The organism is Aquamicrobium ahrensii, assembly GCF_040545755.1.
GTDB classification, from domain to species: Bacteria; Pseudomonadota; Alphaproteobacteria; order Rhizobiales; family Rhizobiaceae; genus Mesorhizobium; species Mesorhizobium ahrensii.
The window spans coordinates 244,722-258,052 of record NZ_JBEPMN010000003.1 but is presented as its reverse complement, the minus strand read 5'-3'; the positions used below and the strand labels follow the sequence as shown (position 1 = coordinate 258,052).

The window sequence follows — 13,331 nt, the reverse complement described above, 5'->3', positions numbered from 1 at the left end:
GCGGCTCTTCAGCCTGTGGCGTCTCTTCTCTCGCCCTTTCGCCGCTCGGCCTCTCGCGGCGAGGCCGGGATTCCTCGGCGGGAGCGGCTTCCGGCTGGGCCTCGGCCGGTGCTTCCTGCGGCTCGGCCGCGCGCTCCCTCTGCCTGCGCTGGGGCGCGCGCTCCGGTGCAGCCTCGGGCTCCGGTGCGGCCTCGGGCTCGGGGGCTGCTTCGCGCTGACGGGCGCGGGGTTCGGGAGCAGGCTCGGCCTGCGGTTCCGGCGCCGCCCGTCTTTCAGGTGCGGCTTCGGCGGGCGCAGATTCGGACTCTGGCGCGGCGCGGTCCCGGCCGGGCCGGCGATTCTGGCGCGGCGCGCAATCCTCGTCGCCCTCGGCGCATTCGGCCTGCGCCAGCATCAGCGGTTGGCTGGAGGCGCGGGGCGTGAGGTCCTGTTGCAGAGATAGTGGAAAGGCGGCCAAAGGCGTCGAGGCCATGAACAGGCCGATTGCCGTTCCCGCCAGAATTCGAGGGTGGAGTTTCATTCTGTCGCTCTCCGTTAGAGTCCCGTCCGTGTCGAAACCTGCCGTCCCGCATTTGGTTCCGACAGCCAATCGTTAAGCAGGCTGAAAGGCGAATGCCGGACGAAACCGTGGCGGGAACATGTCCATTTTCGGGTTGGCTTGACCTTCACGGCCGCACGGGCCACATGCGGGGTCATGGAACAGCCTTTCTGGAAAACCAAGCAACTGGAGGAGATGAGCGCGCCCGAGTGGGAATCGCTCTGCGACGGGTGCGGCAAGTGCTGCCTGTCGAAGCTGGAGGATGAGGATACGGGCGATATCTACTGGACCAGTGTCGCCTGCCGCATGTTCGATCCGGTAAGCTGCCGCTGTTCCGACTACGAAAATCGCCTGGCGCGCGTGCCCGATTGCGTCGGTCTCACGCCGCAGAACGTGCGCGCCATTTCGTGGCTTCCAGGCACCTGCGCCTACCGACTGGTGGCGGAAGGGCGCGACCTGTACTGGTGGCACCGGCTGGTTTCCGGAAGCGCCGAGACGGTTCATGAGGCTGGGATTTCCATTCGCGGGCGGGTGCGCGCCAGCGAAAGCGACCTTCAGGAGCCGGAAGACTATTTCGAATATGTGCTGGAGGAGGAGCCCTGATCCGCCAGGAGGTTCACGGCCCGACCATCGACCACAGGAAGCGCAGCGCGATCGTCAGCAAAAACAGGCCGAAGGCGATCTCAAGCCTGCGCTTGGGCAGGGCGTGGGCGAGGTGCGCGCCCCATGGCGCGGTGATCATGCTTGCAGGAAAGATCAGCACCATGCCGAGCAGTGAAACGAAGCCCATCGCATAGGGCCATTGCAGCAGGGTGACTTCGGGATAAAGCGCCGCCTTGCCCCAGCCGGCGAAGATGTAGGAAATTGCGCCGGGAATGGCGATGAGCGGTCCCAGGCCCGACGAGGTGGCCACCGCCTGATGGATCGGCCGGCCGTAGAAGGTCATGAACAGGCTGGACAACTGCCCGCCGCCAATGCCCATCAGCGACGACAGCACGCCGATCAGCCAGCCATAGACGCGCATCACGATGTTGCCGGGAATGTCCGCGCCGAGCTTCCAGCTTTCGCGCGCGCCGAGCAGCTTGACGGCGGAGACGGTGGCGACGACGACGAACACGGTCTTGAACAGGTTCTCGGGCGCGAAGCGGGCGATGAAGCCGCCCATGATGACGCCGACGACCACCGGAACGGCCCATAGCTTCAGGATCGACATGTCGACCGCGCCTTTCCGGCGATGGGCGCGGAAGGAGCGCACCGAGGTGGGCGCGATGATGGCGAGCGAGGTGCCGATGCAAAGCGGCATGCGCACCTCGTCGGGCACGCCGAGGAGGCGGAAGAACTCATAGAGAACCGGCACGATGACCGTGCCGCCGCCGACGCCGAACACACCGGCCAGAAGGCCGGTGAGCGCCCCCGCGCCGGCCAGGGCGAAGACGATTATCAGGAGCTCATAGCCGGAAATACCGAACATGACGACGCCTCGGTTCTGCTGTATGCCTGCGCGGGGAAATGCGGGCTGGAAGCTACGGCTTGTAGCCCGTCCGGCAGGACCGCGCCACCTTGGATGCGCCGGATTTACACAAGCTGGGTCTACACAAAGCCAAGCGTGATGGCGGCGAGCGCCAGATAGCGGCCGGTCTTGGCGATGGTGACGAGAATCAGGAAGCTCCACAGGGGTTCGCGCAGCACGCCGGCGGCCACGGTCAGCGCATCGCCGCCGATCGGAGCCCAACTGAGCAGCAGCGACCAGCGGCCCCACCGTCGATACCAGCCGGTGGCGCGCTCCAGCGCCTGTTCCCTGACCGGAAACCAGCGCCGGTGGCGGAAGCGCGCAATGCCGCGCCCCAGCGCCCAGTTGACCACTGCGCCCAGCACATTGCCGGCGCTCGCCACCGCGACCAGCAGCAGCGGCGACCACTTGCCGGTGAACAGCAGGGCGACGAGCGCCGCCTCCGACTGGGCCGGCAGGATGGTGGCGGCGATGAAGGCGACGCCGAAAAGGCCGCCAAGAACGGCGATGTCCTGCATTTTCCTGTCCGGATTCGCGGGATTGACGATCCGGGCCGGGCTATCATGTTTCGGCCCATGTGGACAAATGGCGATGGATTTGGCATCCCGGCACGCGGCGGGTCGGGCCGGACGCCAGAAGAGCGGAGCCTGCGCGAGTGATATCTGACAGCATGGAACGCCGCCGGAGAATGGCCGGATGAGGGCGGTCATCACAGGCGCGAGCGGCTTCGTCGGTCGGCAGCTTGTGCCGCTTCTGGCTGGGGCCGGGGTGGAACTGCTTCTTGTCGGGCGCGCCCCGGAGGAACTGGCGCGCCTTTTTCCCGGCCAGGCGGTTTGCGGCTATGACGAAATCGCCAATCGGGCCGGCGGTTTCGAGCTTCTGATTCATCTGGCGGTGCTGAATAACGATGCGGATGCGCCGCCGGAAGCGTTCTTCGACGTCAATGTAGGGCATCTGCTGGAGGTGGCTCGCGTCGCGCAGGACGCGGGCATTGCGCGCTTCGTCAACATCTCGTCCGTGCATGCGCTCGATGAGGGCAATGTCAGCCCTTACGCGCAAAGCAAGCGCGAGGCGGCGCGCCGGCTGGCCGCGATGGAAGGGATCGGGGCGCAGACGATTTATCTGCCGGCGGTGTACGGGGAGACATGGAGCGGCAGTCTGTCGTTTCTGAACCGGTTGCCGCGACCGCTGGCGCGTCTTGCATTCAGGCCGCTGGCGGCGCTGAAGCCGACCGTGCATGTGGGCCGCCTTGCCGCCTTCCTCACCGAACCGGCGCAGGGCGGGGAGGATGAAATCATCCTCAGCGACGGGCAGGACCAAAATCTTGTCTACCGCACGGCGCGGCGCTTGATCGATCTTGCCTTCGTCGCCGTCGTGGCGGTTTTTCTGGGCTGGGCGATGCTGGTGATCTGGCTGCTGATCCGTATCCGGTCACCCGGTCCGGGCATTTTCGCGCAAAAGCGTGTCGGGCGGCATGGAGACGTGTTCACCTGCTACAAGTTCCGCACCATGAAGCAGGGCACGGTGCAGGCCGGGACCCATGAGGTGGCGGGCGATGCGATCACGCCGATCGGACGCTTCCTTCGCCGGACCAAGCTTGATGAGCTGCCGCAGATCTGGAACCTGTTGCGCAACGAGATGAGCCTCGTCGGCCCCAGACCGTGCCTTCCGGTCCAGCGGGAACTGGTGGAGGCGCGGCGCAGGCGTGGCGTGTTGCGGCTCAAGCCGGGGATCACCGGACTTGCCCAGATCAACGATATCGACATGAGCGACCCCGAAAGACTGGCCCGCCGGGATGCGCGCTATGGTGCGCTGCAATCGCTGCTGCTGGACCTGCGCATCGTGGTGGCGACCGCTCGGGGGCGCGGGCGGGGCGACCGCACTGCGGGTCAGGCTTCGTAGAATTCCCGATACCAGCGCACGAAGCGCTGCACGCCCTCCCGCACCGAAATCTGCGGCCGGTAGCCGAGATCGGCTGCGAGATCGCCCACATCGGCGAAAGTGTCGGCGACGTCGCCGGCCTGCATGGGCAGCATTTCCCTGATCGCCTTCCTGCCGACCGCATCCTCGATGGCTTCGATATAGTCGCCGAGGCGCACCGGGCTGCTGTTGCCGATATTGTAGATGCGGAACGGGGCGTTGCTGGTGGCGGGGTCCGGCCTTGAGGCGTCCCACTCCGGATTGGGGCGGGCGGGCGTGTCGCTGGCGCGGATCACGCCTTCGACGATATCGTCGACATAGGTGAAGTCGCGGCTGTGATCGCCATTGTTGAAAACCTGGATCGGACGACCTTCGATGATGTTCTTCGTGAATTTCGCCAGCGCCATGTCCGGGCGCACCCACGGCCCGTAGACGGTGAAGAAGCGCAGGCCCGTGGTCGGCAGTGCGAACAGATGCGAATAGCTGTGCGCCATCAGTTCGTTGGAGCGCTTGGTCGCGGCGTAGAGCTGAAGCGGATGATCCACCGCATCGTGCTCGCTATAGGGCATACTGGTGTTCGCGCCATAGACGCTGGAGGTGGACGCGTAGGTGAGGTGCCCGACCCCGCCATGGCGGCAGGCTTCCAGAACGTTGACGAAGGCGACCAGATTGCTCGCTACGTAGGAATAGGGATTTTCAAGGCTGTAGCGCACGCCGGGCTGCGCCGCCAGATGGATGACCCTTTCGAACCGGTGATCGGCAAAGCAGCTTTCCACCACGGCACGGTCGGTGAGGTCGGCGCGGATGAAGCGGTAGCCGCCGCCCTGCCTGCCGGCCGCCTCGTCCAGCCGCGCCAGCCGGGCTTCCTTCAGGGCGGGATCGTAATAGTCGTTGACGCAATCGAAGCCGACGACATCGTCGCCGCGTTCGATCAGCCTGCGAGCGACGTGGAAGCCGATGAAGCCGGCATTGCCCGTGACGAGAATCTTCACGCCTGCTTCCCCCTTGCCTGCGGCTGGACCGGAGCGCGGCCGATGCTGAAATAGGTCCAGCCGTCGTCGCGCAACCGCTCTGGCGCATAAAGATTACGGCCATCGAAGATGAGGCGGTTCCTGAGGCGCAAGGCCATTTCATCGAAATCCGGGGCGCGGAATTGCTGCCATTCGGTGCATATGGCAAGGGCGTCGGCGTTGTCGAGGGCGGAATATTTGTCCGGCGCAAGTTCGAAGCCGGGTTCTTCGCCGTAGAGGCGCCGGGTTTCTTCGCCGGCGACGGGATCGAAGGCGCGCACCTTCGCGCCGGCTTTCCACAGCGCTTCCATCAAAACGCGGCTGGGCGCCTCGCGCATGTCGTCTGTGTTCGGCTTGAAGGCGAGGCCCCAGAGCGCGACGGTCTTGTCTTTCAGGGCGTCCACGCCGCCGAAATGAGCTGCTATCCTGTCGAACAACTGCGTCTTTTGCCGGGCGTTGACCGCTTCCACTGCCTCGATCAGGCCAGCATGATAGCCGACCTCGCGCGCGGTGCGGGTGAGCGCCTGCACGTCCTTGGGGAAACAACTGCCGCCGTAGCCGACGCCTGGATAGATGAAATGATAGCCGATGCGCGGGTCCGAGCCGATGCCGCGCCGCACCTGCTCGATGTCGGCCCCGAGACGCTCGGCGAGGTTGGCGATCTCGTTGATGAAGGAAATGCGGGTCGCCAGCATGGCGTTGGCCGCATATTTGGTGAGCTCGGACGAACGCGTGGCCATGTAGAGCATGCGGTCGTGGTTGCGGTTGAACGGTTCGTATAGCTCGGCCATGACGTTCCGTGCATGGGCCGAATTCGTGCCGACGATGATGCGGTCGGGACGCTGGAAATCCGCGACCGCGGCGCCTTCCTTCAGGAATTCCGGGTTGGACACGACATCGAAGCCGAGCGTCGAGCCGCGCGCGCCGAGCGCTGCGGCCACACATTCGGCCGTCTTGTCGCAGGTGCCCACGGGGACGGTCGATTTCACCACCACGATCTTGGGCGATTGCATGTTTGCGCCGATGGCTTCGGCCACGGCAAGCACATATTGCAGATCGGCCGCGCCGGTCTCGTCCGGCGGCGTACCGACGGCGACGATCTGCAAATCGGAATATGCAACCGCATCGGCATGGCTGGTGGTGAAGGTGAGGTGGCCGGAGCCGGCGTTGCGCCGCACGAGGTCTTCAAGGCCAGGCTCGTGGATCGGTATTTTTCCATCCCGCAACCTTGCGATCTTGTCCTGGTTGATGTCCATGCACAGGACGTGATGGCCGACATCGGCGAGGCACGCGCCTGTCACCAGCCCGACATAGCCTGTTCCGAAGACAGTGACCCGCATTCCAGAAGCCCTCGTTTTCCCGCTAAATTTCGTGCTGCCGGGCGGCGGCACGACCTTCACACAAGCAGTCGCCGACGACACATTTACGACGCGACCGCCATTCCGGTCCCTTCCGAACATATTGCTGACATGTTCGGTGGGTGGAACCTGATCTGAATGGCAAGGGGCGTAAACGGGGCGAGGGGCGGGAATACGACGGACTGGATAACGAAATGAGCCACGCTGTTACGATGCGCGATCAAGCTTCGAAGCAGACAACGCCTTGCACGTCGGGGCCTTGCACATCCGGGCCTTGCGCCTCGGGCGTCTGCGCAGGCTGATCCCCGATGGGCGACTCGCTGAAGAAGACCCTCGCGGCCTCGCTCGAAGGCGGACTGCGACGCATCTACGACCGGCTTCCCGCGGCGGCCAAGGCGGCGGCGCCCCGCGCGGCCCGGGATTTCGTGCGCGACCGGTTCACCTCCCGGACGCTGGCGGCGGAATATGACGGCAAGCTGTGGGGAGGGTTCTCAACGCAGGCGCTGGCCGATCTCGAACGGCTGAAGGCGGACGCCGGCCGTTCCTCGCACGAACGGACCGAAGCCTGCTACAGCCTTGCCCGCTGGCATGCCGTGGAAGGCGATTTCGCCGCCGCCCTGAAGGAAATGCGGGACCGTCTCGCCCTTGATCCGCGCCTGTGGCGAAACGGGCGGCACTATATGCTGGAAGCGCTGTTCCTGTGCCGCACCGGACAGGCCGAGGAGGCGAGGGCGCTGATCGAAAAGGCCGCGACAGGCGGGCCGTTCGACATTTCGCTCCAGCTCATGAAGGCGAATAGCTGGAACCCCGCCGTATCCGGAAGTGAGGATGGGCAGGCCGAGGCCGCCGCGCTGGCGTGCATCAACGCCATCTACCGGAACTATCGCCTGCCTGAAATCGCCAAGCGCGATGCCGATGCGCCGCTTTCGCTGGACAATATCCGCGCCGAAGGTGTCCACACGCATCTCGATGCGGACAACAGGGTGACTGTGATCGTTCCGGCCTACAATTGCGCCGATACGGTTCTGACGGCGCTGGCCAGCCTTGCGGAGCAGAGCTGGCGCAATCTCGAAATTCTGGTGGTGGACGATTGCAGCACCGACGACACCGCCGCCACGGTAGCGGGCTTTTGCGCAGGCGATGTGCGTTTCCGGCTGATCCGGCAGGCGCGCAATGGCGGCACCTACGCCTGCCGCAACCGTGCGCTGCAAGAGGCCACCGGGCGCTTCGTAACCGTTCATGACGCGGACGACTGGGCCCATCCGTCACGCATCGAAATGCAGGCGCGCGCGCTGCTGAAGTCGCGCGGGGCTCCCTTCAATCTCTCGCGCCTGGCGCGCGTGACGCCTTCGCTCGCCTTTTTCGGCACATGGCGACCTTCGCCCAGCCTGACCTCGCTCAACCTGTCCTCTCTGATGGTCAAGCGCTCCGCCTTCGGGAAGGCCGGAAACTGGCACGAGGTCAGGGTTTCGGCGGATCAGGAATTCGTAAGGCGGCTCGACGCGGTTTTCGGCGCGGATCACCGGCGACAGGTGGTTTCGGACTGTCCGCTGGCGTTCGCGCGCACGGCGCCGACTTCCCTGACCCGCTACGGCAACACGCATGTCCGGACCGCCCACCATGGTATCCGGCGCACCTATCATGAGGTGATGAGCGCCTGGCACCTGTCTGTGCGCCCGGGCGACGCGCCAGTTGCGGTCACGGTTCCGCAATCGCTGCCCGTGCCTGTCTCCATCCGGCGCGACAAGGTTGACGACGGCAAGCTGGATATTGTCCTGATCGGCGATTTCAACATGAGCGGCGGCACATATCATTCCGCCATGGGAATGTTGCGCGCGGCGAAAGCCGCCGGATTGAGCGCCGGGCTGCTGCATTATCGCCGCTACGATCTCGATGTCACGGCGCCGCTGAAGAAGGATGTGATCGACTACGCCGCCGAAAACGGCGTGCGCATCATAAGCGCCGGCGAGCATGTCGAGGCGGGAACGGTGGTGGTGACGCATCCGCCGATCCTTCAACACCGCCTGGACATGTTTCCGCAGATTGAGCACGAGCGCCTTGTCGTGGTGGTGAACCAGATGGCCGAGCGCGACCGGACCGGGAAGGACAAGGCCTACGATCCCGCCATCGTGCGCGCGCATCTCATCGATTATTTCGGACATGAAGGCGAATGGACGCCGATCTCGGGAACGGTGCGTGCGCTTATGGAAGCCGATCCGCGTTATCCGCGACCGCACCGGGACAACTGGACGCCGCTGGTCGATGCGGGCGAATGGTGCGCCCGTGAACCGCATTGGCGCGGCCGCGACCGTGATCGCCCGGTCATTGGCCGCCACGGCCGCGACCATGTGCTGAAGTGGCCGGGGGAGCGCAGGGACCTGCTCGCCGCCTATTGCGCGGGCCGGGAGTGCGAGGTGCGGTTTCTGGGCGGCGCGGCCCATGCCCGCAAGAGCGCCGGCAAGTGGCCGGCCAACTGGACGGCCGAATCTTTCGGATCCCGCGACGTGAAGGAATTTCTTTCCGATCTGGATTTCTTCCTGCACTATCCGCATGACGATTATATAGAGGAGTTCGGCCGCGCGCCGATGGAGGCCATGGCCATTGGCGTTCCGGTCATCCTGCCGCCTGTTTTTCGTTCCACATTCGGCGATGCAGCCCTTTACGCCGAGCCACGGGATGTGTGGTCCGTGACGGAAAAGCTCTGGGCCGACGAGAACGTATGGATGGAACGGATCCGGGCCGGCCGCGCTTTTGTGATGTCCAATTGTTCCTATGAGCTCTTTCCGGCGCGCCTCGGCCTCAAAGGGAATGCGCCGGGACGGGGGACGGCATATGCAAAGTGAAGGCTGGTGACACACCGATGAACCTGTTCGCCGAAACCAGAAGCTCGGTGCGGTGGATCGCCCAGATCCTGCGGCAATTCCTGCGTGTCGTGCCCGGCATGACGCTGGCGCTGGTCGTCTATCTGACGGTTGCGCGCGTCACCCGTCTGCTTGCCTTCCTGCTGCCGCTCAAGGTCATCCTGCTGGCCGGCTCGAACGGCGTTCCGCACTATTTCCGGCCGTTCCTCGCCGATGACCAGAAGGAACTGGGCATCGTCATCCTTTCCGTGGCGTCGATCGCCTTCTATGCGCTGACCCTGTTTTTGGAAGGGCACACCAAAAGACTGTCGGACAAGGCCGGCGCCGATCTGATGAGCGCGGCGAGCGTCATGTCGCTGGTCGATAACCAGCGCGCGGAAATGCAGAGCAACCATGCACGCTTCATGCAGATCGTTTCGGGGGGGCTGTTCGTGCTTGCCGGCATGCTTGCGCTGGCGGTGCTCGACCCCTTCCTTGCGGCCTATCTTTGCGGTCTCGCCTTGTTTTTCTACGCGTTGACCGCTTGGGCGCTGCGCGGTGTAACGCCACTGAAAAGCAACAGACTGGCCGATTTCGTCGACGGCCAACTGGCCAGCTATCTCAACATCCTGTCGTCGGTCGCGTTTCTTTCGGGTTTCCTCGTCGTCCTACGCCCGTTTTTGCAGAATGGCGGCGCAAATGTGCTTGTCGCCATCATCTGCTTCATGCTTCTGCGCCAGATGACCGCGGCGATGACCGGGGCGGTGAGGGATATGGTTGCGCTGGCGCAGAAGCGGCAGCTGATCGACACGCTGGTGTTCCCGAACCGTCAGTTCCATCACTCGGAACATGATGACCAGCGCACCTTGCGTCAGCTTTTCGGGCGCGACGAGCGGGAGCGCCTGATCGCCGACGCTCTTGCCCCGGTGCGCCAAGCGGATGAAGCCCTGCGCGTCGGCTGGCTCGACACCTCCGTGCGCGGCATGGCGGAATTTTCCGTCGTGCTTGCGGGCGGGGACGCACAGGAGCGTCATTTCCGGCTGCGTGTTCTTGCGCCGCGCCTGCGGCGGATGCTGGAAAACGAAGACCTGCTGTTTCGCCATATCAGTCGCGAGTCGGTATGGGCGGCTCCGATCGTCGCGCGGTTCACGCATGGCGAGCACGAGTGCATCATCTACGACGCGGGAACCGGGACTGCGCCGAAAGGGGCGGCGCTCGCGCAACGCCATCAGGCCTTTATCGCCAATCTGTGGTCCGTCGACCTGCCGCCGGCGCTGGTTCGCATCTATTCGGCCACGCACAAGCCTTTGCACAAGCGCCTGACGGACGACCTGATCTCCCGCATGGAAATCGCAGTCGATAGCGATCAGCAGGCCGAGACGCTCGCCCGGTTGCGCGGCGCTCTGCCATCGGTTCGCAAGCTGATCGCCAGGCTGCCGCTGTGTCTGGTCCATCCGGCGTTCACGCCCGGTGAAATCGCGCTCAGGGCGGATGGTTCGGTGATGGTCATCGGCGGATGGGGGCAATGGTCGCTGATGCCGCCAGGCGCGGGGCTGCCTGCTTCCCTCGCCACGGACGAGAGGTTCGAGGCGCTTCTGGCGGAGGCTCGCCGTGGGGGCGCGGACGTGCTGGCCAAGGGCCTCGGACAGGGCCAACTGATCGTTGTGTCGGCCTGCGCGCAGATGGAGCGAAGCATTTTGCAGGGCAAGATGAAGGCCGCTCTCACCCATGCGGAGCGTGCTGTGGCCGAACTCGAAGCCACGAGAAAGGTGGCCGCCTGAAACCCCTGAAACAGGCCGCCGGAAGGTCAGGATAATCATTTCGACGCTTTCGGCTTCCCCGGAAATCGGCCTTGCGCACGAGCGAAAGCCTTGCCTTGCCGCAATCCCCCCGCTATTTCGCCTGTGCGCGGGGTCAGCACAAAAGGAGCCCTAGAATGCCGCAGCCTTCCTCGGAACAGAATGAAGATCCGAAGAACGGAACCTTCGAAAAGCTGCGCGAGGCGATAGACAAGCGCACGGCGCGGGTGGGCATCGTCGGGCTCGGCTATGTCGGCCTGCCTCTGGCGGTGACCGCTGCGAATGCCGGCTTTCCGGTGCTCGGTTTCGATATCGACGCAGACCGCGTAACCCGCATCAACGCCGGCGAAACCATGATCAAGCACCTCGACGGTTCGCTGATCAAAGCCGCCGTCGATAAGGGGCTGTTCGAAGCGACGGCCGATTTTTCGCGGCTGAACGAAGCCGACGCCATCCTCATCTGCGTTCCGACGCCGCTGACGCGCCATCGCGAACCGGACCTGTCTTTCGTCTCAACGACAGCCAGGGTCGTGGCCGAGAGGTTGCGCCCGGGACAGCTGGTGGTTCTGGAATCGACCACCTATCCGGGCACCACGGATGAGGTGCTGCGGCCCATTCTGGAGGAGGGCGGGCTGAAGAGCGGTCACGATTTCTTCCTTGCCTTCTCGCCAGAGCGTGAGGACCCTGGCAATCCGGACTTCGGCACATCGACCATTCCGAAGGTGGTCGGCGGCGACGGTCCGCTCGCCATGGAACTCGCCGACGCGCTTTATGGCGCGCTGGTGACGCGGACGGTTCCCGTATCCTCCACCGCCACGGCCGAAGCCGTGAAACTTACGGAAAACATCTTCCGCGCCGTCAATATCGCGCTCGTGAACGAATTGAAGGTCGTCTACGAGGCGATGGATATCGATGTGTGGGAAGTCATCGACGCGGCCAAGACCAAGCCGTTCGGTTTCATGCCGTTTTATCCGGGACCGGGGCTTGGCGGCCACTGCATTCCGATCGACCCGTTCTATCTGACCTGGAAGGCGCGCGAATATGAGATTTCCACGCGTTTCGTGGAACTGGCCGGCGAAATCAACACGGCCATGCCACGGCGCGTGGTGGACAAGATGGCGCGCGCCATGGACAGTCACCTCAAGCGTGGATTGAACGGATCGCGGATTCTTGTGCTGGGCGTCGCCTACAAGAAGAACATCGATGATCTGCGCGAAAGCCCGTCGCTCAGGCTGATCGAACTGATCGAGGAACGCGGCGCCAGCATCGACTATCACGACCCGCATATTCCTGAAATCAGGATGACGCGTGAGCATGCCTCTCTGGCCGGGCGCCGATCGGTCGCGCTGACGGCGGATTCGATCGCGGCCTATGATGCGGTGCTGATCGCCACCGACCATGACGCGGTCGACTACGGCTCGGTGCTGGAAAACGCGAAGCTGGTGGTGGACACGCGCAACGCCTGCGCCCGCCATGGCCTGACCTCCGAAAAGATCGTGAAGGCCTGACAGCCAGTTCCGGCAGGTTCAACTTCTTGCGCAAACTGCACAGCCCGAAGCCTGACCGGTTTCGGGCTGTGTTTTTATATCGCCCCTGATCTGGCGCTTCGCGCCTCGCCCGACCTGCGGCAATCGGGTGACTGCGTCCGCCTGAGCGGCATTGAACACCGGGCCGAACGCGATGAGCCAACAAGCATAAGACCCACGATCTCCGCTTCGGCATCGCCAGCGCCGGGAATGCGATTTGCGAATTCATCAAGGCCGGGACTTTCTGCTGGCGATTGATCTTGTAGCATAGTTCTCCGAACCTGCTTTTGCCGCCGCCGTCTCGCGCCTCTAGGTCAAACTCTTGTAAAATATAATAAATTTACTACATAAGGAGTAAAGAAAGGAGATCGCCATATGAATATTTCTATTCGTCCTGAAAAGCGTGAAAGCAGAGATGAGCGCGCGCACAGGATCGCCAGTGAAATAATCTTGAAAGAACGGCTCAAGCGTGAGCGCAAAACAGCGAATTTGCGCGCAAAGAGACTTGAGATGGAAAGCTCCTCCCAGGCGGATTGAGGATGCCATCGCCAATACTGTATCCCTGTAAGATTGGAGCCTCGCAACCCGTTGCAGATAACGGGATCGAGCAGTGTGCGGTCACGCCCCATTTCCCGGCTCGCGACGAAACACCTGCGGGCCGGGATCGGATCGGCGGCGGGGCGATCTCAGTGGAAAGCAACCGCGCTGGTGTCCGCGCCGCAAAGCACGGCGGTTCCCGCGGGCGGCGTTGAAACCACGAGACGCTGAAGCGGACATTCATAGATCAATGTCCCGTCCGACATGTCCGACGTCGTTTTGTGAATTTGTAC

General features: G+C 63.9%; 10 protein-coding genes. 6 read left to right on the top strand and 4 right to left on the bottom strand.

Annotation, left to right across the window (positions count from 1 at the left end; translation table 11 throughout):
* The first annotated feature begins 694 nt into the window (after positions 1–694).
* Complete coding sequence (locus ABID44_RS06200) at positions 695–1,141, top strand: YcgN family cysteine cluster protein (RefSeq protein WP_354150820.1); 447 nt, start codon at positions 695–697, stop codon at positions 1,139–1,141.
* Between the two features lie 13 nt (positions 1,142–1,154).
* On the opposite strand, the gene ABID44_RS06195 is transcribed toward ABID44_RS06200, so the two are convergent.
* Together ABID44_RS06195 and ABID44_RS06190 are read right to left on the bottom strand one after the other, a co-directional pair.
* Positions 1,155–2,009: a sulfite exporter TauE/SafE family protein gene (locus ABID44_RS06195; protein WP_354150819.1), complete on the bottom strand. Its 855-nt coding sequence runs from the start codon at positions 2,007–2,009 to the stop codon at positions 1,155–1,157.
* A 119-nt stretch (positions 2,010–2,128) separates the two neighbouring features.
* A complete protein-coding gene (locus ABID44_RS06190) occupies positions 2,129–2,566 on the bottom strand; it encodes a YqaA family protein (protein WP_354150818.1) in 438 nt (145 codons plus the stop codon).
* Positions 2,567–2,744: 178 nt separating this feature from the next.
* Here ABID44_RS06190 and ABID44_RS06185 point away from each other — a divergent pair, with 178 nt between their 5' ends.
* Positions 2,745–3,950: a sugar transferase gene (locus ABID44_RS06185; RefSeq protein ID WP_354150817.1), complete on the top strand. Its 1,206-nt coding sequence runs from the start codon at positions 2,745–2,747 to the stop codon at positions 3,948–3,950.
* On the opposite strand, the gene ABID44_RS06180 is transcribed toward ABID44_RS06185, so the two are convergent.
* On the bottom strand, positions 3,938–4,960 hold the full coding sequence (locus tag ABID44_RS06180) for an NAD-dependent epimerase (protein WP_354150816.1): 1,023 nt from the start codon (positions 4,958–4,960) through the stop codon (positions 3,938–3,940). The two genes, ABID44_RS06185 and ABID44_RS06180, sit on opposite strands and share 13 nt — an antisense overlap.
* Positions 4,957–6,318 (bottom strand): UDP-glucose dehydrogenase family protein, encoded by a 1,362-nt coding sequence (locus tag ABID44_RS06175; protein ID WP_354150815.1) that lies wholly within the window; start codon positions 6,316–6,318, stop codon positions 4,957–4,959. Before ABID44_RS06175 ends, ABID44_RS06180 begins: the two co-directional genes overlap by 4 nt.
* Positions 6,319–6,644: 326 nt before the next feature.
* Here ABID44_RS06175 and ABID44_RS06170 point away from each other — a divergent pair, with 326 nt between their 5' ends.
* The 4 genes from ABID44_RS06170 to ABID44_RS06155 all read left to right on the top strand — a co-directional run bounded on the left by ABID44_RS06170 (position 6,645) and on the right by ABID44_RS06155 (position 13,038).
* Entirely contained in the window at positions 6,645–9,179 is a 2,535-nt protein-coding gene (locus ABID44_RS06170) for a glycosyltransferase (RefSeq protein ID WP_354150814.1), read from the top strand.
* 17 nt (positions 9,180–9,196) lie between these two features.
* The gene (locus tag ABID44_RS06165) at positions 9,197–10,957 is read left to right on the top strand and encodes a hypothetical protein (RefSeq protein ID WP_354150813.1); all 1,761 of its coding nucleotides are present in this window, start codon (positions 9,197–9,199) and stop codon (positions 10,955–10,957) included.
* 155 nt (positions 10,958–11,112) lie between these two features.
* Positions 11,113–12,483 (top strand): nucleotide sugar dehydrogenase, encoded by a 1,371-nt coding sequence (locus tag ABID44_RS06160; protein WP_354150812.1) that lies wholly within the window; start codon positions 11,113–11,115, stop codon positions 12,481–12,483.
* A gap of 393 nt (positions 12,484–12,876) precedes the next feature.
* A complete protein-coding gene (locus ABID44_RS06155) occupies positions 12,877–13,038 on the top strand; it encodes a hypothetical protein (RefSeq protein ID WP_354150811.1) in 162 nt (53 codons plus the stop codon).
* Positions 13,039–13,331 lie beyond the last annotated feature (293 nt).

What these genes read in the sequence shown, in the direction of transcription:
- ABID44_RS06190 (WP_354150818.1), bottom strand. Translation starts at nt 2,566, where the DNA reads ATGCAGGACATCGCCGTTCTTGGCGGCCTTTTCGGCGTCGCCTTCATC.
- ABID44_RS06155 (WP_354150811.1), top strand. Translation starts at nt 12,877, where the DNA reads ATGAATATTTCTATTCGTCCTGAAAAGCGTGAAAGCAGAGATGAGCGC.
- ABID44_RS06160 (WP_354150812.1), top strand. Translation starts at nt 11,113, where the DNA reads ATGCCGCAGCCTTCCTCGGAACAGAATGAAGATCCGAAGAACGGAACC.
- ABID44_RS06165 (WP_354150813.1), top strand. Translation starts at nt 9,197, where the DNA reads ATGAACCTGTTCGCCGAAACCAGAAGCTCGGTGCGGTGGATCGCCCAG.
- ABID44_RS06185 (WP_354150817.1), top strand. Translation starts at nt 2,745, where the DNA reads ATGAGGGCGGTCATCACAGGCGCGAGCGGCTTCGTCGGTCGGCAGCTT.
- ABID44_RS06195 (WP_354150819.1), bottom strand. Translation starts at nt 2,009, where the DNA reads ATGTTCGGTATTTCCGGCTATGAGCTCCTGATAATCGTCTTCGCCCTG.
- ABID44_RS06200 (WP_354150820.1), top strand. Translation starts at nt 695, where the DNA reads ATGGAACAGCCTTTCTGGAAAACCAAGCAACTGGAGGAGATGAGCGCG.
- ABID44_RS06170 (WP_354150814.1), top strand. Translation starts at nt 6,645, where the DNA reads ATGGGCGACTCGCTGAAGAAGACCCTCGCGGCCTCGCTCGAAGGCGGA.
- ABID44_RS06175 (WP_354150815.1), bottom strand. Translation starts at nt 6,318, where the DNA reads ATGCGGGTCACTGTCTTCGGAACAGGCTATGTCGGGCTGGTGACAGGC.